Raw genomic sequence first — 19998 nt, 5'->3', positions numbered from 1 at the left:
TATGATGAGCAGATAACCGTGCTGAATCCTGTCGCCATCGCCGGCCCCGCGCCGGCCTCCTCCCCACCGCTTCGCATCGAGTCCGACCGCCTGTCCGACCGCCTGGCCTCGCGCCTGGCCGCGCAGATCGAATCGGGCGAACTGCGGCCCGGCGACCGCCTGCCCACCGAGCACCACATGGCGCTCGCGCACGGCGTCTCGCGCACCGTGGTGCGCGAGGCGGTGCACCAGCTCAAGTCGAAGGCGCTCGTCGTCTCGCGCCAGGGCTCGGGCGTGTTCGTCGCGCAGCCACCGACGCACCGCGCCCTGGCCTTCGACCCGGCCGTGCTGGGGTCCGTGCAGGCCGTGGTTCACGTGGTGGAGGTGCGCCGCGTGCTGGAAGGCGAGATCGCCGCGCTGGCCGCCGAGCGCGCCACGCGCGCCCAGATCGCCGCGATGCGCCGCGCGCTGAAGTCCATCGACGCCGCCGTGGCCGAGGGGCGCGACGGCGTGGCCGAGGACCTGGGCTTCCACCGCCTGATCGGCGAGGCCACCGGCAACCCGCAGTTCCGGCTGCTGCTGGGCTTCCTGGAGCAGTACCTGCGCGAGGGCATGCGCATCACGCGCGGCAACGAGGCCCGGCGCGCCGACTTCATGCAGGCCGTGCAGCAGGAGCACCGCGCCATCGTCGAGGCCATCGCCGCGCGCGACCCGGCGGCGGCGCGCGACCACGCCACGCGGCACATCCTCAGCGGCGAGGGCCGGCTGGTCGAGGCCGGCGTGATCGGTGCGCGGCGCCGTCCTTCCCCGAAGCCACCCAGAACCATCAAGGAGACCCCATGAAACTGCTCATCACCGGCGGCGGCGGCTTCGTCGGCGCCCGCCTCGCCCGCACGCTGCTCGCGCGCGGCACCCTGGCCGGATCGACCATCGAACGCCTCGTGCTGACCGACATCGCCCCGCCCCCGGCCGACCTGCTGGCCGATGCGCGCGTGGAGGCCCGCACGGGCGCGCTGCTGACCCAGGTCGACGCCCTACGCACCGAACCCTTCGACGGCGTGTTCCACCTCGCCTCGGCCGTCTCGGGCGAATGCGAGGCCGACTTCGAGCTCGGCCTGCGCTCCAACCTCGACAGCACGCGCGCCCTGCTCGACGCCCTGCGCGCCCGGGTCGAGGCCGGCGGGGCGGTGGCGCGGCTGGTGTTCTCCAGCTCGGTGGCCGTCTTCGGCCCCGACGCGTCGATGCCGCTGCCCGCGCTGGTGGGCGACGACACCCTGCCCGCGCCGCAGACCTCCTACGGCACGCAGAAGCTGATCTGCGAGCACCTGGTGGCCGACTACACCCGCAAGGGCTACATCGACGGCCGCGCCGCGCGCCTCATGACCGTCACGGTGCGCCCGGGCCGGCCCAACGGCGCCGCCTCGTCGTTCTTCAGCGGCATCATCCGCGAGCCGCTGGCGGGGGTCGAATCGGTCTGTCCGGTGTCGCCGGACGTCTCGCACCCGATGTCCTCGCCGGCGCACACGGTCGACGGGCTGATCGCCGTCTACGAGGCCTCGCGCGAGGCCTTCGGCGGCCGGCTGGCCATGAACCTGCCCGCGCTCAACGTGCGTGTGAGCGACATGCTCGACGCGCTGGAGGCCGTCGCCGGCCCCGAGGTGCGCGCGCGCGTGCGCTTCGAGCGCGACGAGCGCATCGCCGGCATCGTCGCCAACTGGCCCGGCGGCGCCACGGCCGAGCGCGCGAAGCGCCTGGGCCTCGCGCCACACGAGAATTTCGCCGACATCGTCCGGCAGTACATCGACGACTGCGCCGCGCGGCCCGACGCCGCGCAGACCCTGAAAGGAATGACCCGATGACCGATTCCGAAGCCGCCCTGAACACCGGCGAAGGCACCGAACTCAGCCCCAAGGCCGAACCCGCGCCGGCGCGCACCAGCCCGCAGCGGCTGCGTTCGCAGTCGTGGTTCGACAACCCCGACAACGCCGACATGACCGCGCTCTACATCGAGCGCACCATGAACTTCGGCCTGAGCTTCGACGAACTGCAGTCGGGCCGCCCGATCATCGGCATCGCCCAGACCGGCTCGGACATCGCGCCGTGCAACCGCCACCACATCGTGCTGGCCGAGCGCGTGCGCGAGGGCATCCGCGACGCCGGCGGCATCGCCTTCGAGTTCCCGATCCACCCGATCCAGGAGACCTGCAAGCGCCCCACCGCCTCGCTCGACCGCAACCTGCAGTACCTGTCGCTGGTCGAGGTGCTCTACGGCTACCCGATCGACGGCGTGGTCCTCACCACCGGCTGCGACAAGACCACGCCGGCGCAGCTCATGGCCGCCGCCACGGTGGACATTCCGGCCATCGCGCTGAATTCCGGCCCGATGCTCAACGGCTGGTACAAGGGCGAGCGCACCGGCTCGGGCACCATCGTCTGGAAGGCGCGCGAGCTGATGGCCGCCGGCACCATCGGCTACCAGGAGTTCCTGAAGCTGGTGGCCTCCTCGGCGCCCTCGACCGGCCACTGCAACACCATGGGCACGGCCTCCACCATGAACGCGCTGGCCGAAGCCCTGGGCATGACGCTGCCGGGCAGCGCCGCCATCCCGGCGCCCTACCGCGACCGCCAGGAGATGGCCTACATGACCGGCCGGCGCATCGTCGAGATGGTGCGCGAGGACCTGCGGCCCTCGGCCATCCTCACGCGCGCGGCGTTCGAGAACGCCATCGCCGTGAACTCGGCCATCGGCGGCTCCACCAACGCGCCGATCCACCTGAACGCCATCGCCAAGCACATCGGCGTCGCGCTGGACAACGACGACTGGGAGGCGCACGGCTACGACGTGCCGCTGCTGGTCAACCTGCAGCCCGCGGGCAAGTACCTGGGCGAGGATTTCTACCGTGCCGGCGGGGTGCCGGCGGTGGTGGCCGAGCTCATCGCGCAGGGCCGCATCCAGGCCGCGCTGACGGCCAACGGCAAGACGATGGTGGAGAACTGCGAGAACCGCTTCACCGACGACCGCGAGGTCATCTTCGCCTACGACGCGCCCCTGAAGGCCGACGCCGGCTTCCTGCACTTCAAGGGCAACCTGTTCGACTCGGCCATCATGAAGACCAGCGTGATCACGCCGGAATTCCGCGAACGCTATCTGGCCGACCCCGCCGATCCGATGGCCTTCGAGGGCACGGCCGCCGTCTTCGACGGCCCCGAGGACTACCACCGCCGCATCGACGACCCGGCGATGGCATTGGACGAGCACAGCGTGCTGTTCATGCGCGGCGTCGGCCCGGTGGGCTACCCCGGCGCGGCCGAGGTGGTGAACATGCGCGCGCCCGACTACCTGATCAGGCGCGGCGTGCTGGCGCTGGCGTGCATCGGCGACGGCCGCCAGTCGGGCACCTCCGGCTCGCCCTCGATCCTCAACGCCTCGCCCGAGGCCGCCACCGGCGGCAACCTGGCCTTGCTGCGCACCGGCGACCGCGTGCGCATCGACCTGAACAAGCGCAGCGCCGACATGCTGGTCGACGAGGAGGAACTGCGCCGCCGCCGCGCCGAACTCGACGCCGCCGGCGGCTACCAGTACCCGCCGAGCCAGACGCCCTGGCAGGACATCCAGCGCGCCATCGTCGGCGAGCTGTCCGAGGGCATGGTGCTCAAGCCGGCGGTGAAGTACCAGCGCATCGACGCGACCTTCGGCGTGCCGCGGGACAACCACTGACGCCGGCGGGGCCGCCGTCCGCTCAGGTGGGGTAGGTCCCCGCCAGCAGGATCGAGCGGTCGACGTTGCGGATGTCGACGTGGCCGCAGAAGGCCATCGTCACGTCGAGCTCCTTGTGGATGAGCTGCAGCGCCTTGGTCACGCCGGCCTCGCCCATCGCGCCCAGGCCGTAGGCCATCGCGCGGCCGATCATCGTGCCGCGCGCGCCCAGCGCCCAGGCCTTGAGCACGTCCTGGCCGCTGCGGATGCCGCCGTCCATCCAGACCTCGGTGCGGTCGCCCACCGCCTCGACGATCGGGGGCAGCGCCTCGATGCTCGAGGGCGCGCCGTCGAGCTGGCGCCCGCCGTGGTTGCTCACCACGATGGCGTCGGCGCCCGCGTCCACGGCCAGCAGCGCGTCCTCGGGCACCATGATCCCCTTGAGGATCAGCTTGCCGCCCCACTGCTGCTTCACCCATGCCACGTCCGCCCACGACAGCGTCGGGTCGAACTGCTCGTTGGTCCAGGCCGAGAGCGAGCGCATGTCGCTCACGCCCTTGACGTGGCCCACCAGGTTGCGGAACGTGTGGCGCCTGGTGCCCAGCATGCCCAGGCACCAGCCGGGCTTGGTCGCGAGGTTGACGATGTTGCGCAGCGTCGGACGCGGCGGCGCGGTCAGGCCGTTCTTCAGGTCCTTGTGGCGCTGGCCGATCACCTGCAGGTCGAGCGTGAGCACCAGGGCGCTGCACTTCGCGGCGCGGGCACGCTCGATCATGCGGGCCATGGCCTCGCGGTCGCGCATCATGTAGAGCTGGAACCAGAACGGCGCCGTGGTGTTCTGCGCGATGTCCTCGATCGAGCAGATGCTCATCGTCGAGAGCGTGAACGGGATGCCGAACTTCTCCGCCGCCCGCGCCGCGTGGATCTCGCCGTCGGCGTGCTGCATGCCGGTGAGGCCCACCGGCGCGATGGCCACGGGCATCTTCGCGGTCTGCCCGACCATGGTGGTGGCCAGCGAGCGGCCCTCCATGTTCACGGCCACGCGCTGGCGCAGCTTGATCTTCTTGAAGTCGTCGGTGTTGGCGTGGTAGGTGCCCTCGGTCCACGAGCCGGAGTCGGCGTAGTCGTAGAACATGCGCGGCACGCGGCGCTCGGCGAGGACGCGCAGGTCCTCGATGGTGGTGATGACGGTCATGGGGACGGGGTTTCCAGGGCGGTGGGGCTCAGCGCACCACCATCAGGGTGAAGGGCCAGACGTAGGCCTGCATCGTCACGTAGAGGCCCACCAGGCAGGCCAGGGCGATGGAGTGGAAGAACACGTAGCGCAGGATGTCGCCTTCGTGGTCGAACCAGCGCGTGGCGGTGGAGGCCACGACGATCGACTGCGCGTCGATCATCTTGCCCATCACGCCGCCCGAGCTGTTGGCCGCGCCCATCAGGTTGGGCGACAGGCCCAGCTGCTCGGCCGCGACCTTCTGCATGCCGCCGAACAGCACGTTGGACGCCGTGTCCGAGCCGGTCAGCGCGACGCCGATCCAGCCCATCAGCGTGCCGAAGAACGGGTAGAACACGCCGGTGTTGGCGAAGGCCAGGCCCAGCGTCGTGTCGGTGCCGGAGAAGCGCGTGAGCGTGCCCAGCGCCAGCATCAGCACGATGGTCAGCAACGAGAACTTCACCAGCCACACCGTGCGGAAGAACGTGCGCAGGATCTCGAAGGGCTTGTACTTCATGATCAGCGCGCTCACGAGCGCCGCCAGCAGGATGCCGGTGCCGGTGGCCGAGAGCAGGTTGAGCGTGTAGATGGCGGACTCGGGATGCGGCGTGGGCACCACCGGGGGCACCTTCATGACCAGGTTGTGCAGGCCGGCGATCGGGAACTTCGGCGCGAAGACGCCGTTGAGCCAGGCCTTCACGGGCGGCAGGCCCCAGATGAACACGAACATCGACAGGATGGCCCAGGGCGTCCAGGCGGCGATAAGCGCCTCGCGCGAGTGGCGCACCACGGGCTGCGGCGGCTTGGCTTCCGAAGCGCTGATGTCGCGCCCGCGCAGGGCCGGCGAGGTCCAGACCTTCTTCGGCTGCCACACGCGCAGGAAGCCGACCAGGCACGCCATCGAGACGATGGCCGCGATGATGTCCACCAGCTCCGGGCCCATGAAGTTCGACACCAGGTACTGCGGGATCGCGAACGTCGCGCCGGCCACCAGGATGGCGGGCCAGATCTCCTTCATGCCCTTCCAGCCGGCGAAGGCCCAGATCAGCCAGAACGGCACCAGCAGCGAGAAGAACGGCAGCTGGCGGCCGATCATGGCGGTCACCTGCTGCAGGTCGTAGCCGTGCACCTGGGCCAGCGTGATCACCGGCGTGCCCAGCGCGCCGAAGGCCACCGGCGCCGTGTTCGCGATCAGCGACAGGCCCGAGGCCGCCAGCGGCGAGAAGCCCAGCCCGATCAGGATCGCCGCCGTCACCGCCACCGGCGTGCCGAAGCCCGCCGCGCCCTCGAAGAAGGCGCCGAAGCAGAACGCGATCAGCAGCAGCTGGATGCGCCGGTCCTCGGTGATGCCCGAGAGCGAGTCCTGCAGCACCTTGAAGCTGCCGTTCTGCTCGGTCAGCTGGTGCAGGAAGATGATGTTCAGCACGATCCAGCCGATCGGCAGCAGCCCCGTGAAGCCGCCCAGCAGCGCCGCGCGCCCGGCCATGTCCACCGGCATGCCGTAGGCGAAGACGGCCACGATCAGCGCCGCCACCAGCCCCATCCCGGCGGCGATGTGCGCCTTGATGTGGAAGAACCCCAGGGCGCCGAGCATCACGATCACGGGAATCGCCGCCAGCGCGGTCGAGATGATCATGTTGCCGAACGGGTTGTATATCTGCTGCCAGACCATGTGCTTCGTCTCCAGGTGTTGTTGTGGGCGGCCTCGTGCGGGCCGCGCCCGGGCCCGGATCGCCGATGGGGACGACGCCGTGAGCGGACGACGGACTGTAAGGAGGCCGGTGCGCGGCGGCCGTGAATTTCGGTGCCGCGCGGCGTGAAGGATTTTCACGGCCCCCGCCCCGGCGCGGAGGGGGTGATATCCCTGCCGTCAGTCCTTCAGGGCCTGGCGAAGCCAGTCGACGAAGGCGGCGCATTCCCAGCGCTCCAGCGTGCCCGGGCGCCAGCACAGGAAGTAGTCGTGCGGCGACCGCACGCTCTGACGCGACAGCCGCACCAGCCGGCCGCTGTCGAGCCAAGCCTGGCCCAGGCGCAGGCGCATCAGCGCGACCCCGAAGCCGGCCACGGCGGCGTCCAGCACCAGCCCCAGGTCGTCGAACTGCGCGCCCGCGAGGGGCTCGGGCCGCAGGACCCCGGTGGCGTGGAACCAGGTGCGCCACGGCTCCAGCGGCGTGCGGATGAGGTGCGCGCGCGCCACCGCCTCGTCGCTCGCGAAGTCCTCCAGCGGGCCGACCTCGTGCAGGTAGGCGGGACTGCACACCGGGCACACCTCGTCGGAGAGCAGGTGCATCGACTCGCGGTCGGCGAACGGGCCGGTGCCGAAACGCAATTCGATGTCCGCCTCCTCGGCCGTCACGTGGTGGAAGGGGATGACCACCTGCAGCACCAGCTCGATGTCGGGAAAGGCGTGGCGGAACAAGGCCAGGCGCGGCAGCAGCAGCTGGCGCGAGAAGGTCGGCGTCACCGCCACCCGCAGCCGCGCCACCGGCGGCACGCGCGCGGCCGGCGCCTGCCCGGGCACCTGCTGCAGGGCCGCGAGCGCCTCGCGCACCCGCACCAGGTAGGCCGCGCCGTCGGCGCTCAGGCTGAAGTCGCCGGGGGCGAAGACCTTGAAGCCCAGCTGCGTCTCCAGCTGGCGGATGCGGTGGCTCACCGCGCTGGGCGTGACGTTCAGCGCCGCGGCCGCCTGCGTCACGCTGCGCAGGCGCGCCAGTGCCTCGAAGGCGAGCAGGCTGGCGATGGGTGGTATGCGGGGCAGCGTCATCGGTCGGTGGGCGGAAGATTGGGCATTGTGGCCATGCGGGCGCCACGGCGCGCCGGGATAATCGGTCGGCCCAGCCTTTCCGATCCCCGCCGGAGTCCATCCATGCCCTCCCTCACCCTGCGATTCCTGGCCGAACCCGGCGCCGCCGAGACCGGCGGCAGGCTTTCCGCCGGCACCGTCATGAAGTGGATCGACGAGGCCGGCTGCGCGTGCGCCTCCCAGTGGGCCCAGCGCCGCTGCGTGGCCGCCTTCGTCGGCAGCATCCGCTTCCAGCGCCCGATCCAGGCCGGCGCCCTGGTGGAGGTGGAAGCCCGCCTCGCCTACACCGGCAGGACCGGCATGAACCTCTCCGTGGAGGTGCGCAGCGGCGACGTGGCCGGCGGCGAGATGCAGACCACCACCGAATGCCTGATCGTCTGCGTCGCGCCCGACGCGCAGGGCCGTCCCGTGCCGGTCGACGCCTTCGCGCCCGCCACGCCGGGCGAGATGGCCCTGGCGCAACGGGCGCGGGCGTACCTGGAAGCCGGCCGGAGCGTGGCCGGCGGCGCGGCCGGCGCGGTCCCGCGCGGCATGGCCGGCACGGTGGCGAGCCCCTAGTCAGTCGTCGAAGGTGTAGTCCTCGGCGCGCAGCAGCTCCCAGGCACCGCCGCCCTTCAGGCGCAGGACGTGGGAGTGGTAGCGCAGCACCGCCGGGCGGTGGGCGATGCTGATCACCGTCATGCCGGCGTCGCGCAGGCGCCGGTAGAGCACCCCCTCGTTGGCGCTGTCGAGCGCGCTGGTGGCCTCGTCCAGGATCACCAGCCGGGGCTGGCGCACCATCACGCGGGCGAAGGCCAGGCGCTGCTGCTCGCCCATCGACAGCAGCTTCTCCCAGTCGTGCGCCGCGTCCAGGCCGCCCACGCGCTTGGCCAGCTCGGGCATCTGCACCTCGCCGAGGATCGCCAGCAGCCGTTCGTCGTCGGGGGGCGTGTCGCCGCCGCCGGGATAGAGCAGCTGGCTGCGCAGCGAGCCCGTCTGCATGTAGGGCCGCTGCGGCAGGAAGAACACGTCCTGCGGTGGCGGATGGCGCACCGTGCCGCTGCCGGTGCGCCACAGCCCGGCGATGGCGCGCAGCAGCGAACTCTTGCCGCAACCGCTCGGCCCGCTGATCAGCAGGCCGTCGCCCGGCGCGAGCGACAGGCTCAGGTCCTCCACCAGGAGGCGGCCGAACTGCGGCGTGTAGAGCGTCAGCGCGGCCAGCGTGAGCTGGTCGCCGATCTCGACCTGGATGCGCGGCCCCGGCGCGTCGGCCGACGTGGCGCCCTCGACGGCGACGTTCTCCGCGCCCGGGACGATCTGCCGCCGCGCCGCCTTGGTGCTGGAGGCCGTCGGCGTCGCCACGTGGCCGGTGTGCGGCACCGGCCCGCCGAAGACGCGCTGGGACAGCGTGTGCAGGCGGTCGATGCCGGCGACGAAGCGGCTCAGGCTCTCGAAGTTGTCCACGATCAGCGAGACCGCGCCCAGCACCGCCGCGAACGCCCCGGCCGCCTGCACCGCGCGGCCGACCTCCAGTTCGCCCGAGAGCACGTCGTTGGCCAGGATGATGCTCGGCAGCACCAGGGTGAGCTGGCTGAAGGCGCGCTGGAACAGGTTGAGCGAGCGCTGTTTCTTGATCAGCCGCGCGTAGTTGACGAACACCTGGCCGAAGCGCGCGTCGATCTCGGTGCGCTCCTGCGACTCGCCCCGGTAGAAGGCGATCGATTCGGCGTTCTCGCGCAGGCGGATCAGCCCGAAGCGGAAATCCGCCTCGCGCCGCAGCTGCCAGAAGTTCAGACGGATCAGCGGCGCCCCGAAGAGGTAGAGCGCCCCGACCGTGCCCGCCAGCGCGTACAGCACCAGGAAGCCCACCAGCACGTGCGAGATCGACCACAGCACGGCGCTGAAAGCCACCAGCTGCATCAGCGAGCCGATGAAGATCAGCATGAAGTGGATCGAGCGACCGGTGAAGGTGTTGATGTCCTCGCTGATGCGCTGGTCGGGGTTGTCGACGTCGCCACTGGCGCCGATCTCGTAGTAGCGCCGGCTGCCGAGGTAGCCGTCGAGGAAACGCGCCGTCAGCCAGCGCCGCCAGCCGTTGGAGAAGGCGTCGCGCATGTAGTAGTAGAACGCGTAGACCGGCACCGCGACGGCCAGCACCGCCAGGCAGGCGCGCACCGCGCTCCAGAAGCGGTCGGCCTCGCGTCCGGCCAGCGCCGAGGTCAGCTCGCCGGTCTTGTCGTTGAGCATCACCGCCAGTTGCGTCTCCAGCAGCATCAGCGCGACCAGCAGCGCGATCAGCGACCAGGCCCGCTTGCGCTGATCGCCCTGCCAGTAGGGCTTGGCGACGGCGAGGAACTGTCGCCAGGCGGTCATCGACAGCGTCGGCGCCCCGCGCTTGCGACGGACGCGGGAGGATCGGGGTGGGAGGTCGGACACGGAGCGCCTGGGAAAGGGGAGCCCGGGGAATCGGGCAGCCGGGATTCTGGACGGCCCCTTTCCATGCCCCGTGTCGGACGAAGCCACCGGGGCGCCGCGGCGCGCGGCGCGACGCTCTCAGGCGGGCGGCAGCACCGTGCCCCGGGCCTCGCCCAGGCCGATGCGCACGGCGCCCTCGCGCTCGCACCAGCCGCGCAGGACCAGCGTGTCGCCGTCCTCCAGGAAGGTGCGCTGCTCGCCGTTGGGCAGCAGCAGGGGCCGTTTGCCACCGCCGGTCAGTTCCATCAGCGAACCCGCCTCGCCCTCGCCGGGGCCCGACAGCGTGCCCGAACCCATCAGGTCGCCCGGCTGCAGGTTGCAGCCGTTGACCGTGTGGTGGGAGACCAGCTGGGCCGGCGTCCAGTAGGCCGCGCGCGCCATGTCGGTGGCCGACAGGCGCACCGGCGCCTCGCCGGCCGCGCGCATGCGTTCGGTCTGCAGCAGCACCTCCAGGGCGATCGAGAAGGCGCCGTGCTCGCGGTTGGCCGACGCGTCGAGGTAGGGCAGCGGTTGCGGGTCGAGCGCCGGACGCTCGAACGCGGTGCGGAACGGCGCCAGCGCCTCCATCGTCACCACCCAGGGCGAGATGGTGCTGGCGAAGTTCTTCGACAGGAACGGTCCGAGCGGCTGGTATTCCCAGCCCTGGATGTCGCGCGCCGACCAGTCGTTGAACAGCGTCACGCCGAACAGGTGACGTTCGGCGTCGTCCAGCGCGATCGGCTCGCCCAGCGCGTTGCCGGGGCCGACCAGCCAGCCGAGTTCGAGTTCGCAGTCCAGCCGCCGGGACGGACCGAGCGTGGGCACCTCGGCGTCCGCCGGCTTGGTCTGGCCCTTGGGGCGCCGGAACGCCTGGCCGCTCGGAATGATCGACGAGGCACGGCCGTGGTAGCCGATGGGCACCCACTTGTAGTTGGGCAGCAGCGGGTTGTCCGGGCGGAACTGCTTGCCCACGGTGGTCGCGTGATGGACGCTGGTGTAGAAGTCCGTGTAGTCGCCGATGCGGCAGGGCACGTGCAGCGTCGCGTCGGCCTGCGCGACCAGGCAGGCTTCCCAGGCCGACCGCCGGTCGCTGCCCTCGGCCAGGCCCTGCGAGAGGCGCGCGCGCAGCGCCGCGCGTTGCGCCGGCGTCGCGGCCATCAGCGCGTTCATGTCGACGTGGTCGACCAGTCCGGCCGCGCGCAGGTCGAGGATGTGCTCGCCGATCGCCACGCCGATGCGCGGGGTCGCGTCGGCGGCGGTGTGGAAGCGGCCGAACGGGAGGTTCTGGATCGGGAAATCGCCGCCGTCCGCATTGGCCGAGGCGACCCAGCTGCGCAGCCGGGCATCGTGGGTGGCGTCGAGGGCGATGCCGAGGGAGGTGTCGGAAGGGATGGTCATGGCTTGAATTGGTCCTTGAGGCCGGCCCAGCAGTCGGCATAGTCGTCGTCGAGGGCGCTCGAACCCATCGCGTAGGCGGTCGGGACGAGACGGTAGCGGCTCTCGAACATGAACGCCAGGGTGTGATCGAGCTTGTGCGGCTTCAGGTCGCCATGGCTGGCCTTGTCGAAGGCCTCCTCGTCGGGGCCGTGCGGCACCATCGGGTTGTGCAGGCTGGCGCCGCCGGGCTTGAAGCCGCCGGGCTTGGCGTCGTACTGGCCGTAGACCAGACCCATGAACTCGCTCATGAGGTTGCGGTGGTACCAGGGCGGACGGAAGGTGTCCTCCATCACCAGCCAGCGCGGCGGGAATATCACGAAGTCGCAGTTGGCGGTGCCGGGCGTGTCGCTCGGCGAGGTCAGCACGGTGAAGATCGAGGGGTCCGGATGGTCGAAGCTGATCGATCCGATCGTCATGAAGTGCGCCGTGTCGTATTTCACCGGCGCCAGGTTGCCGTGCCAGGCCACCACGTTGAAAGGCGAACGCTTCAGCGGCGCGCGCCAGAAGTGGCCACCGAACTTCTTCACCATCTCGTAGCCGTCCTCGCCCGTCCCGGACGGCGCCGCGTCCTCCTCGTAGGCGGCCACCGGGGCCTGGAAGTCGCGCGCGTTGGCCAGGCCGTTGGAGCCGATCGGCCCGAGCTCGGGCAGGCGGAACTGCGCCCCGTAGTTCTCGCAGACGTAACCGCGCGAGAAGCCGCCACCGGCATTGGAATCCGGCAGGCCGACCTTGAACGCCACGCCGCGCGGCAGCACCGCGATCTCGCCCGGGCGCACCTCGAGCACGCCCATCTCGGTGGTCAGCACCAGGCGGCCCTGCTGCGGCACCAGGAGCAGTTCGCCGTCGGCATCGACGAAGGCGCGCCGCGTCATCGAGCGATTGGCCAAATAGACGTGCGCGGCCACGCCGGTCTGCGTCTCGGCGTCGCCGTTGGCCGCCAGGGTGCGCATGCCGTCGACGAAGTCGACCTCCGCGCCCTCGGCGCCGTCGAACGGCAGCGGCGCCCAGCGCAGCGGCTCGGGCGGCAGCACCAGCGCGGGGCCACCGCCGCCGGTCGTCCAGTGCGGCTGCGCATACGGCCGGTAGCGCCCGGCCACCACCGAAGGCTGGCGGCGATACAGCCAGCTGCGGCGGTTCTCGTGGCGCGGCGCGGTGAAGGCGGTGCCCGAGATCAGTTCCGGGTAGAGGTCGAAGGGCGCGCGCTGCGGGCTGTTGCGGCCCTTGGGCAGGGCCCCGGCGACGGCCTCGGTGGCGTATTCGTTGCCGAAGCCCGACTGGTAGCGCAGCGGCGCGTCCGGCGTCGCGCGGGAGGCGGTCCCGGGCGCCTGCGAGGGCTCGGCGAGGGAAGGCGATGTCATGGGTGGTGTCTCCGTGGTCGGGTGGAACTGGCTCGGCAACTCGTCTCGTCGATTTTGTTCGTCTAATCTGAATTCATTCGCTTTGAGCGAATTCGGTGAGTTTAGGGCGTCCGGCGCTTCATGTCTAATCCCCAGTCCCCGCGAACGCACGAACGAACCAACGACAGGGCACGACAACGATGGCCACCGGCAGCGACCGCGTCCAGCGCGGCATCCAGAGCATCGAGGTGGGCGGCCAGCTGCTGCGCGCCATGGTCCATCACGGGCGCCCGATGGCGCTCAAGGACCTCGCGCGCGAGGCCGACATGACGCCGGCCAAGGCGCACCCGTACATGGTCAGCTTCGGGCGCCTCGGGCTGATCGAGCAGGACGCCGTCAGCGGCCACTACCTGCTGGGACCGCTGGCGCTGCAGCTCGGGCTGATCGGCCTGCAGCAGGCCGATCCGGTGCGCATCGCCGCGCCGCTGCTCGCGCCGCTGGCGCGCGCGATCGGCCAGACCGTGGCCATCGCGGTATGGGGCGCGCGCGGCGCGACCATCGTGCAGATCGCCGAGGCGCCCTCGCCGGTGCACGTGAGCCTGCGCCACGGCACGGTGTTCTCGCCGACGCGCACGGCCTCGGGCCGGCTGTTCGCGGCCCACCTGCCGCAGGAGGTGGTGCGCCGGCAGCTCGACGCCGAACGCCGGCGCGAGCGGCAGCACCCGACGGCCGACGCCGATGCCGGCGCGACCGCCCGGCCCGGCCTCCCCGCGGCCGCGCCGCTGCCGTCCTGGGCCGAGTTCGAACTGCAGTTGCAGGAAGTGCGCACCCAGGGCGCGAGCCGTTCGGCCAACGAGGTGGTGCCCGGCGTCAGCGCGATGGCCGCGCCGGTCTTCGACCACACCGGCGCCATCGTGCTGGCGATGACGGCGATCGGCCCCTCCGGGACCTTCGACACCGGCTGGGACGGACCGGTCGCGCAGGCGCTCAAGGAGAACGCGAACGCCGTCTCGAAACGGCTGGGGCGCTGAAAACGGTCGCGCGCGTCACCGTCTTCCTGTCCAATCCGGCCATGCCTCACGAAACCCGCATCGAGCGCCGCCTGGTCGACCTGGAGGTCAAGGCCAGTTTCACCGACGACCTGCTCGACCGGCTCAACCTGGTCATCTACCGTCAGCAGGAGCAGATCGACCGCCTGCTCCTTCAGCTCAACCAGTTGCGCCGCCAGTTGCCCGACGAAAACACCGGCGAAGTCGCCTCAGGACACAATCCGCGCTCGGAGTTACCTCCCCACTACTGAGTCCGGACCCGTTCCATCACCCTGCCGTCCGGGCGCGGCGCCCGTCCATCGAAAATCCAGTTTTCCGGCTTTCGGCTGCCGCTCCAAGAACATGTTCCAAAAACCCCTGGCCCGTACCGTCTTCAGCATGCTCGGCATGGCCGTCGCGGCCACGTCGCTGGCGTTGCTGATCGGAGAGTTCACGGTCCAGCGCCAGCAGCAGGCCGAGGCCGCGGAACTGGCCGCGACCTACATCACGCGCACCGACCGCATCAGCGCCGAGGCCACCGACGCGCTCGTCCGGATCACCGCCCTGCCGGAGACGAACTGCTCGGAAGACGAGGTGGGCCGCCTGCGCGGCATCGTGCTGGCCTCGCAATACATCAAGGTGGCATCGCGGCTGCGCGAAGGCCGGCTGGTGTGCACCTCGACCATCGGGCGCGTCGAGCCGCCCGTGGCCCTGCCGGTGCCCGACTTCGTCAGCGCGCAGGGCCGGCAGGTGGTGCTGTCCACGCCGCAGCTGGGCATCCCCGATGCGTCAGCCCTGATGATCGCCCAGGGCGACGCCGTGGTCACCATCAACGGGCGGGCCTATGCCGATGCCGTCGATCCGCGGCTGTCCTACACGGTGGTGGCCGAGACCGGCGGCAAGCGCCGGGTGCTGTTCTCCGACGGTCCGGCCCTGGAACTCGACCAGATCCCGCTGCGCACGGGCGAGTCCTTCGACGTGCAGGACCGCCGCTACGAGGTGCGCTGCTCGGATTCGTACGCCGGCTGCATCGTCGCCACCCTGCGCAGTCCGGCCTCCATCCTGCGCTCGCCGGTGCTGCTGGAATTCGGCATCTTCGGCCTGCTGCTGGGGTTGAGCGGCGGCTTCGTCCTCAGCTCGCTGATCGGGCGGTCCAACTCGCTGGGCCGCCAGCTGCGGCTCGCCCTGCACTCGGGCAAGCTCAAGCTCGTCTACCAGCCCATCGTGCGCCTGACCGACCGTCGCCGTGTCGGCGCCGAGGCCCTGCTGCGCTGGACCGACACCACCGGCAAGCAGGTCAGCCCCGACGCCTTCATCAGCGTGGCCGAGCAGGACGGCTTCATCGGCGAGATCACCCGCTTCGTCATCAACCACGTGCTCCAGGAACTGGGCGACGAACTCCGGCGCCGGCCGGACTACAAGATCACCGTGAACGTGGCGGCCAGCGACATCATGGATGGCAGCTTCCTGCCGTTCCTGAACTCGCGCCTCCACGACGCCGGCCTGAAGCCCGCGAGCATCGGCCTCGAACTCACCGAGCGCACCACCGCCAACAGCCGCGAGATGGGCCGCGCCATCGCCCGCCTGCGCGAGGCCGGCTACAAGGTCTACATCGACGACTTCGGCACCGACTACTCCAGCCTTTCCTACCTCTCGCGCCTGCGCGTGGACGCCATCAAGATCAACCGCACGTTCATGCAGGCGCTGCACGACCAGAGCGACCAGGACACCATCGCCCCGCAGATCGTGGCCATGGCCGAGGTGCTGGGCCTGGGCATCGTCATCGAGGGCATCGAGGAGGAGAACCAGGCCGCCTACTTCCTCACGCTGGCGCCCCATGCGCTGGCGCAGGGCTGGCTCTTCAGCAAGCCCGTCGAGGCGTCCAAGCTCTTCGGCTCCTGAGGCCGCTCAGGCCTTGGCCGCTTCCAGCGCGTCGCGGGTGCGGACGGCCTCGCGGCGCGCGGCGGCCTCGAAATCCTCGCCCGACGACGCATAGCAGATGGCCCGCGAGGAGCTCACCACGATCGGCGCGTCGGGTCGCCAGCCGGCGCGCACCGTCGCCACCATGTCGCCACCCTGCGCGCCGATGCCCGGGATCAGCAGCGGCACGGTCGGCGCCAGCGCGCGCACGCGTTCGATCTCGGCCGGATAGGTCGCGCCCACCACCAGGCCGAGCTGGCCGTTGACGTTCCACGGACCCTGCACCAGACCGGCCACGTGCTCGTAGAGCAGCGGCTCGCCGGCCACGCTGGCCAGGCGCTGGCCCTGCAGGTCGTCGCCACCGGGGTTGCTGGTGCGGCACAGCAGGAAGGCGCCCTTGCCCGCGTGGCGCAGGTAGGGTTCGACGGAATCGAAGCCCATGAACGGCGACAGCGTGACCGCGTCGGCGCCATACCGCTCGAAGGCCTCGATGGCGTACTGCTCGGCGGTCGAGCCGATGTCGCCGCGCTTGGCGTCGAGGATGACCGGCACGTCGGGCGCGGTGCGGCGGATGTGGTCGAGCAGCCGTTCGAGCTGGTCCTCGGCACGGTGCGCGGCGAAATAGGCGATCTGCGGCTTGAAGGCGAGCGCCAGGTCGGCCGTCGCGTCGACGATGCGGGCGCAGAAGTCGTAGATGCGGCCGGCGTCGCCCTTCAGGGCGGCGGGGAAGCGGTTGGGTTCCGGGTCGAGGCCGACGCACAGCAGCGAGCGGTTCTTCTGTTCTGCGGCGCGCAGCTTGTCGATGAAGTTCATGCGGAATTCTAGGATGGGGGTCGGCGCCGCCGGCGGCTGTGCCGGCTTCAGGCGGGCGGCGTCTCGGACCGCTCGGCCGCGAGGCAGAGGTCGGCCCAGGCGCGGGCCTTGTCGGCCGGATTGCGCAGCAGGTAGGCCGGCGGGTAGGTCACCACGACCGGCACGCCATCGAGCGGACCGCCCGGCGCGATGCGCAGCGGCTCGGCGCGGCCGCGCAGCCGGCCGAGCGGCTCGGTGCTCTGCAGGAGGCTCTGCGCGGCCAGCGGCCCCAGGGCCAGGACGATGCGCGGCGCCAGCGCCCCCGCCAGCGCCACGAAGTCCGTGCCGGCCGACGGCGCGGCGGCCTCGCGCCCGGACGGTGCCGCGCGGCGCGTGCGCATCAGGTGGACCGGCACGCGGCCGTCGTGCAGCCGCAGCGCGCGCAGCATGTTGTCCAGCAGGCGCCCGGCCTCGCCCGCGAACGGCTCGGCCGGGTCGTCGTCGGCCCCGGACGGCAGGTCCGCGACCACCAGCCAGCCCCCCTGGGGCGGCGCGGCGATGCCGTCCTCGTCGAGCACCGTGTACAGGCGCAGGGGTGACTCGAAGGCCACGCCGGGAACACCGCGCGATGTCGATGTCGAAGCGGAGCGCGCGGACGGCGCCGGGCCGGCTTCCGGCACGCGCGTGACCGCCGGTGCCGGTGCCGGTGTCGCGCGTGGCACGGCGACGGGCGCCGGGGCCGGCGCCGCCACGGTCCCGAGCGACGCCCGGACGGCCGGGACGGGCGCAGCCGCCGGCGGAGCGCCTTGCGGATGCACGCCGGCACGGACCGTGTCGGCCGTTTCAGCCGCGCCGGCCGCATCGAAGACGCCATCGCCCGGACCCGCCGTGTCGGTGGCGTCGGTGGGGCACGGCACGCGCTGTGCCGGCCACCAGACCTTGACGCCCATCTCGTCGAGCATCGCGCGTTGCCGCGCGTCCAGGCGCAGGCCCGTCACCGGTCGACCGGACGTCTCGCTCATGACGGCATCGCGCCCCAGGTGCCGGACGACGCGTCCAGGCGCAGGCTCATGACGATGGCGTCCTCGCGCCCGCCGTGCGCCGGGTAATAGCCCCGGCGCACGCCCACGCGCCGGAAGCCATGGCGTTCATACACGTGCAGCGCCCGCGCGTTGCCGGTACGCACCTCCAGCCACAGCCATTGCGCGCCCTGCGCACGCGACCAGCCCGCCAGCGCGTCGAGCATCAACGGCGCCCAGCCCTGGCGCTGGAAGGCCGGCGCGACCGTGATGTTGAGCAGGTGCACCTCGTCGACGCCCTTCATGGCCACGAAATAGCCGATGACGGCATCGGGCGCCGCGCCGCGCGGCGCCTGCGCCGGCCCGACGAGCAGCCGGCACTCGTAGCCCACGGCCAGCGAGTCGATGAAGTTCGCCCGGCTCCAGGGGTGGCTGTAGGCGGTCTGCTCGATGGCGCAGACGGCGTCGAGGTGGCCGATCGTCATCGGCTCGAGGCGGGCCTCCGGGGCCTGCAGGACGGCGCTCATGGGCTCGCGCTCCCGGAAAGGGCCGCGAGCGCCGTGGCGGCCTTGGCCGCCAGGCGCTCCTCGGTGGTCTGGGCGACCTTGTCGCGGACGTACAGCGGCCAAGCGTCGGCGGGGGCGACGGCCCGGCCGGCCGCGAGCAGCCCCGGCGCGAGACGCAGCAGCGCCGCGGCGCTCGGCAGGGCCTCGTGGCGGACGGCGGCGCAGAGGCGATCGCCATGGGCGGCGAAGGCGTTGCCCGCGAGCACCCAGCCTTCGGGCACGACCACCGCCTCGGGCGCCAGCACCTCGGTGTCGCCCACCGTCGCCGCGTCGCCGTCGAACGCGACCCGGGCCGCATACACCTGGTCCATGCGCGCGTCGAGCACCGCCACCACGCGCGACACGCCGAAGCGATGGCGCGCCTCCTCGGCCACCGCATGCAGCGTGTCGACCGGCAGCAGCGGCACGCCCGCGCCGAAGCCCAGGCCCTGCGCCACCGCGCAGGCCGTGCGCAGGCCGGTGAACGAGCCCGGGCCGCGACCGAAGGCGATGGCGTCGAGCTCGCCGAGCGCCAGACCGGCCTCGGCCAGCAGCTCGCGGATGCGCGGGATCAGCGTGGTCGACGACTGCGCGCCACCCGGGCCCTCGTGCGCGACGGTGCGCGCGCCGTGGCGCACGGCGATCGACAGGCGATCGGTGCTGGTGTCGAAGGCGAGGAACCTGTCAGCCATGGCAGCGCCCGGTGGTTGGGAGGGGAGGGGTATCGGCGATGGTGTCGGCGGTGGCGCGCGGGGCGGTCCTGCGCACGCCGAACAGGATGCCCGCCGTCACCAGCAGCAGGCCCGCGATCAGGTTCCAGTACAGCGGCTCGCCGAGCAGCGGCACCGCGCCGATGGCCGAGAGGCCCGGCACCAGCGCGGTGATCATGGTGGAGCGCACCGGGCCGAAGTACCCGATCATCTGCGTGAAGGCGATGCCCGAGACGACCACCGACCCGACGCCCTGGAACAGCATGTGGAAGACGATCTCGCTCAATGGGGCGGCGTCGAGCCGGCTGGCCAGGGCGCCGGTCCCCACCAGCAGGGCGTAGGCGGGCAGGTAGACCACGAACGCGAACACCGTGATGGCGGTGGTGGCGCGCACCGCGTCGAGCGCATGGCGCCGCGCGAAGACGCTGTAGCAGGCCCAGCAGAACGCCGCCGCCATGAAGAACAGGTCGCCCTTCCAGACCTGGCCGCCCTCGAAGGCCTGCAGCAGGCTGCGTCCGCCCACCAGCAGGTCGCCCGCGACGATCAGCGCCAGACCCAGCGCGCGCGTGGCCGTCATGCGCTCGCCGAGCACGGCGACCGCCAGCAGCGAGGTCCACAGCGGCAGGCTGCCCGGCAGCAGCACCGACGCGTGCGCGGCCGGGGCGTAGAAGAAACCGCTGTAGGCGAGCAGCGCATAGAGCAGGCCGCCGAGCAGGCCGCCCACGACCGTCAGTCTCGCTCCGAGCGGCGACAGGCCGAAGACGGCGTCCGGGCGCGGGGCGTCCGGGCGCCGGGGTGCCGCGTCACGCCGCATCCGCGCCACCTGCCAGGCGCCCCAGGGCACCAGCACCAGACCCGCCCCGCAGATGCGCAGGAAGGCGATGTCGAGCGATCCGAGCGAGCGCGCGGCCGAGGCGCGTGCCACGAGGATGAAAGCCGTCCAGACCACCACCGTGACGATCGCCGCCGCGATGCCCAGCTGGCGCGCGGTGAATCGGGAGGGTGGACGGGCGACGCGGGTCATCCACCGATTATCGAGGCGCCCACGGACGCCGGCCGCGGCCGGGATAATCCGCCGATGCCCG

At 71.7% G+C, this 19998-nt stretch carries 18 protein-coding genes; 7 read left to right on the top strand and 11 right to left on the bottom strand.

Translation table 11 applies throughout. From position 1 onward, the window contains the following. Positions 1–75: 75 nt before the first annotated feature. From NF681_04515 to NF681_04505, 3 genes are read left to right on the top strand one after another with little or no spacing between them, the layout of a single operon-like run. Positions 76–822, top strand: a complete 747-nt coding sequence (locus tag NF681_04515; protein UST55864.1) for an FCD domain-containing protein — start codon at positions 76–78, stop codon at positions 820–822. Then, on the top strand, positions 819–1838 hold the full coding sequence (locus tag NF681_04510) for an NAD-dependent epimerase/dehydratase family protein (GenBank protein ID UST54477.1): 1020 nt from the start codon (positions 819–821) through the stop codon (positions 1836–1838). Before NF681_04515 ends, NF681_04510 begins: the two co-directional genes overlap by 4 nt. Then, positions 1835–3697: a dihydroxy-acid dehydratase family protein gene (locus NF681_04505; GenBank protein ID UST54476.1), complete on the top strand. Its 1863-nt coding sequence runs from the start codon at positions 1835–1837 to the stop codon at positions 3695–3697. Before NF681_04510 ends, NF681_04505 begins: the two co-directional genes overlap by 4 nt. Positions 3698–3719: 22 nt before the next feature. Here NF681_04505 and NF681_04500 read toward each other — a convergent pair whose 3' ends face one another. The 3 genes from NF681_04500 to NF681_04490 all read right to left on the bottom strand — a co-directional run bounded on the left by NF681_04500 (position 3720) and on the right by NF681_04490 (position 7653). After that, positions 3720–4871 (bottom strand): alpha-hydroxy-acid oxidizing protein, encoded by a 1152-nt coding sequence (locus NF681_04500; GenBank protein UST54475.1) that lies wholly within the window; start codon positions 4869–4871, stop codon positions 3720–3722. A 28-nt stretch (positions 4872–4899) separates the two neighbouring features. After that, positions 4900–6561, bottom strand: a complete 1662-nt coding sequence (locus tag NF681_04495; protein UST54474.1) for an L-lactate permease — start codon at positions 6559–6561, stop codon at positions 4900–4902. A 198-nt stretch (positions 6562–6759) separates the two neighbouring features. Continuing rightward, the gene (locus NF681_04490) at positions 6760–7653 is read right to left on the bottom strand and encodes a LysR substrate-binding domain-containing protein (GenBank protein ID UST54473.1); all 894 of its coding nucleotides are present in this window, start codon (positions 7651–7653) and stop codon (positions 6760–6762) included. A gap of 102 nt (positions 7654–7755) precedes the next feature. On the opposite strand from NF681_04490, the gene NF681_04485 reads away from it, so the two are divergent. After that, the gene (locus NF681_04485; GenBank protein UST54472.1) at positions 7756–8250 is read left to right on the top strand and encodes an acyl-CoA thioesterase; all 495 of its coding nucleotides are present in this window, start codon (positions 7756–7758) and stop codon (positions 8248–8250) included. On the opposite strand, the gene NF681_04480 is transcribed toward NF681_04485, so the two are convergent. From NF681_04480 to hmgA, 3 genes are all read right to left on the bottom strand, one after another. Beyond that, positions 8251–10044, bottom strand: coding sequence for an ABC transporter ATP-binding protein/permease (locus tag NF681_04480; protein ID UST54471.1), 1794 nt, complete (start codon positions 10042–10044; stop codon positions 8251–8253). A 180-nt stretch (positions 10045–10224) separates the two neighbouring features. After that, positions 10225–11523: a fumarylacetoacetase gene (fahA, locus tag NF681_04475; protein ID UST54470.1), complete on the bottom strand. Its 1299-nt coding sequence runs from the start codon at positions 11521–11523 to the stop codon at positions 10225–10227. Further along, positions 11520–12920: a homogentisate 1,2-dioxygenase gene (gene hmgA / locus NF681_04470; protein UST54469.1), complete on the bottom strand. Its 1401-nt coding sequence runs from the start codon at positions 12918–12920 to the stop codon at positions 11520–11522. Before hmgA ends, fahA begins: the two co-directional genes overlap by 4 nt. A 179-nt stretch (positions 12921–13099) precedes the next feature. Between hmgA and NF681_04465 the strand changes: the two genes are divergently transcribed. The 3 genes from NF681_04465 (at position 13100) to NF681_04455 (ending at position 15829) form a co-directional block, all read left to right on the top strand. After that, positions 13100–13930 (top strand): IclR family transcriptional regulator, encoded by an 831-nt coding sequence (locus NF681_04465; GenBank protein ID UST54468.1) that lies wholly within the window; start codon positions 13100–13102, stop codon positions 13928–13930. Between the two features lie 41 nt (positions 13931–13971). Further along, complete coding sequence (locus tag NF681_04460; GenBank protein ID UST54467.1) at positions 13972–14199, top strand: SlyX family protein; 228 nt, start codon at positions 13972–13974, stop codon at positions 14197–14199. 91 nt (positions 14200–14290) lie between these two features. Further along, positions 14291–15829, top strand: a complete 1539-nt coding sequence (locus NF681_04455; GenBank protein UST54466.1) for an EAL domain-containing protein — start codon at positions 14291–14293, stop codon at positions 15827–15829. A 6-nt stretch (positions 15830–15835) separates the two neighbouring features. Here NF681_04455 and pyrF read toward each other — a convergent pair whose 3' ends face one another. Genes pyrF through NF681_04430 form a run of 5 tightly spaced genes read right to left on the bottom strand, consistent with a single transcriptional unit; the run spans position 15836 to position 19937 of the window. Further along, a complete protein-coding gene (gene pyrF, locus NF681_04450; protein ID UST54465.1) occupies positions 15836–16660 on the bottom strand; it encodes an orotidine-5'-phosphate decarboxylase in 825 nt (274 codons plus the stop codon). A 47-nt stretch (positions 16661–16707) separates the two neighbouring features. Next, complete coding sequence (locus NF681_04445; protein UST54464.1) at positions 16708–17661, bottom strand: uracil-DNA glycosylase; 954 nt, start codon at positions 17659–17661, stop codon at positions 16708–16710. Continuing rightward, entirely contained in the window at positions 17658–18185 is a 528-nt protein-coding gene (gene rimI / locus NF681_04440; GenBank protein ID UST54463.1) for a ribosomal protein S18-alanine N-acetyltransferase, read from the bottom strand. The genes NF681_04445 and rimI overlap by 4 nt, the downstream gene beginning before the upstream one ends. Then, positions 18182–18895, bottom strand: coding sequence for a tRNA (adenosine(37)-N6)-threonylcarbamoyltransferase complex dimerization subunit type 1 TsaB (gene tsaB / locus NF681_04435; GenBank protein ID UST54462.1), 714 nt, complete (start codon positions 18893–18895; stop codon positions 18182–18184). Before tsaB ends, rimI begins: the two co-directional genes overlap by 4 nt. After that, entirely contained in the window at positions 18888–19937 is a 1050-nt protein-coding gene (locus NF681_04430) for a DMT family transporter (protein ID UST54461.1), read from the bottom strand. Before NF681_04430 ends, tsaB begins: the two co-directional genes overlap by 8 nt. Positions 19938–19998: the final 61 nt, after the last annotated feature.

Source organism: Comamonadaceae bacterium OTU4NAUVB1 (assembly GCA_024372625.1).
Classification (GTDB): domain Bacteria; phylum Pseudomonadota; class Gammaproteobacteria; order Burkholderiales; family Burkholderiaceae_C; genus Variovorax.
Note: the sequence above shows the minus strand (reverse complement) of the source record. Positions and strands in the feature narration are given on the sequence as shown.

Coding starts and splice junctions, on each gene's coding strand:
- NF681_04480 (UST54471.1), bottom strand. CDS start 10,044: ATGACCGCCTGGCGACAGTTCCTCGCCGTCGCCAAGCCCTACTGGCAG.
- NF681_04460 (UST54467.1), top strand. CDS start 13,972: ATGCCTCACGAAACCCGCATCGAGCGCCGCCTGGTCGACCTGGAGGTC.
- NF681_04445 (UST54464.1), bottom strand. CDS start 17,661: ATGAGCGAGACGTCCGGTCGACCGGTGACGGGCCTGCGCCTGGACGCG.
- pyrF (UST54465.1), bottom strand. CDS start 16,660: ATGAACTTCATCGACAAGCTGCGCGCCGCAGAACAGAAGAACCGCTCG.
- NF681_04510 (UST54477.1), top strand. CDS start 819: ATGAAACTGCTCATCACCGGCGGCGGCGGCTTCGTCGGCGCCCGCCTC.
- NF681_04495 (UST54474.1), bottom strand. CDS start 6,561: ATGGTCTGGCAGCAGATATACAACCCGTTCGGCAACATGATCATCTCG.
- NF681_04500 (UST54475.1), bottom strand. CDS start 4,871: ATGACCGTCATCACCACCATCGAGGACCTGCGCGTCCTCGCCGAGCGC.
- NF681_04490 (UST54473.1), bottom strand. CDS start 7,653: ATGACGCTGCCCCGCATACCACCCATCGCCAGCCTGCTCGCCTTCGAG.
- fahA (UST54470.1), bottom strand. CDS start 11,523: ATGACCATCCCTTCCGACACCTCCCTCGGCATCGCCCTCGACGCCACC.
- tsaB (UST54462.1), bottom strand. CDS start 18,895: ATGGCTGACAGGTTCCTCGCCTTCGACACCAGCACCGATCGCCTGTCG.
- NF681_04505 (UST54476.1), top strand. CDS start 1,835: ATGACCGATTCCGAAGCCGCCCTGAACACCGGCGAAGGCACCGAACTC.
- NF681_04465 (UST54468.1), top strand. CDS start 13,100: ATGGCCACCGGCAGCGACCGCGTCCAGCGCGGCATCCAGAGCATCGAG.
- NF681_04430 (UST54461.1), bottom strand. CDS start 19,937: ATGACCCGCGTCGCCCGTCCACCCTCCCGATTCACCGCGCGCCAGCTG.
- rimI (UST54463.1), bottom strand. CDS start 18,185: ATGAGCGCCGTCCTGCAGGCCCCGGAGGCCCGCCTCGAGCCGATGACG.
- NF681_04455 (UST54466.1), top strand. CDS start 14,291: ATGTTCCAAAAACCCCTGGCCCGTACCGTCTTCAGCATGCTCGGCATG.
- hmgA (UST54469.1), bottom strand. CDS start 12,920: ATGACATCGCCTTCCCTCGCCGAGCCCTCGCAGGCGCCCGGGACCGCC.
- NF681_04485 (UST54472.1), top strand. CDS start 7,756: ATGCCCTCCCTCACCCTGCGATTCCTGGCCGAACCCGGCGCCGCCGAG.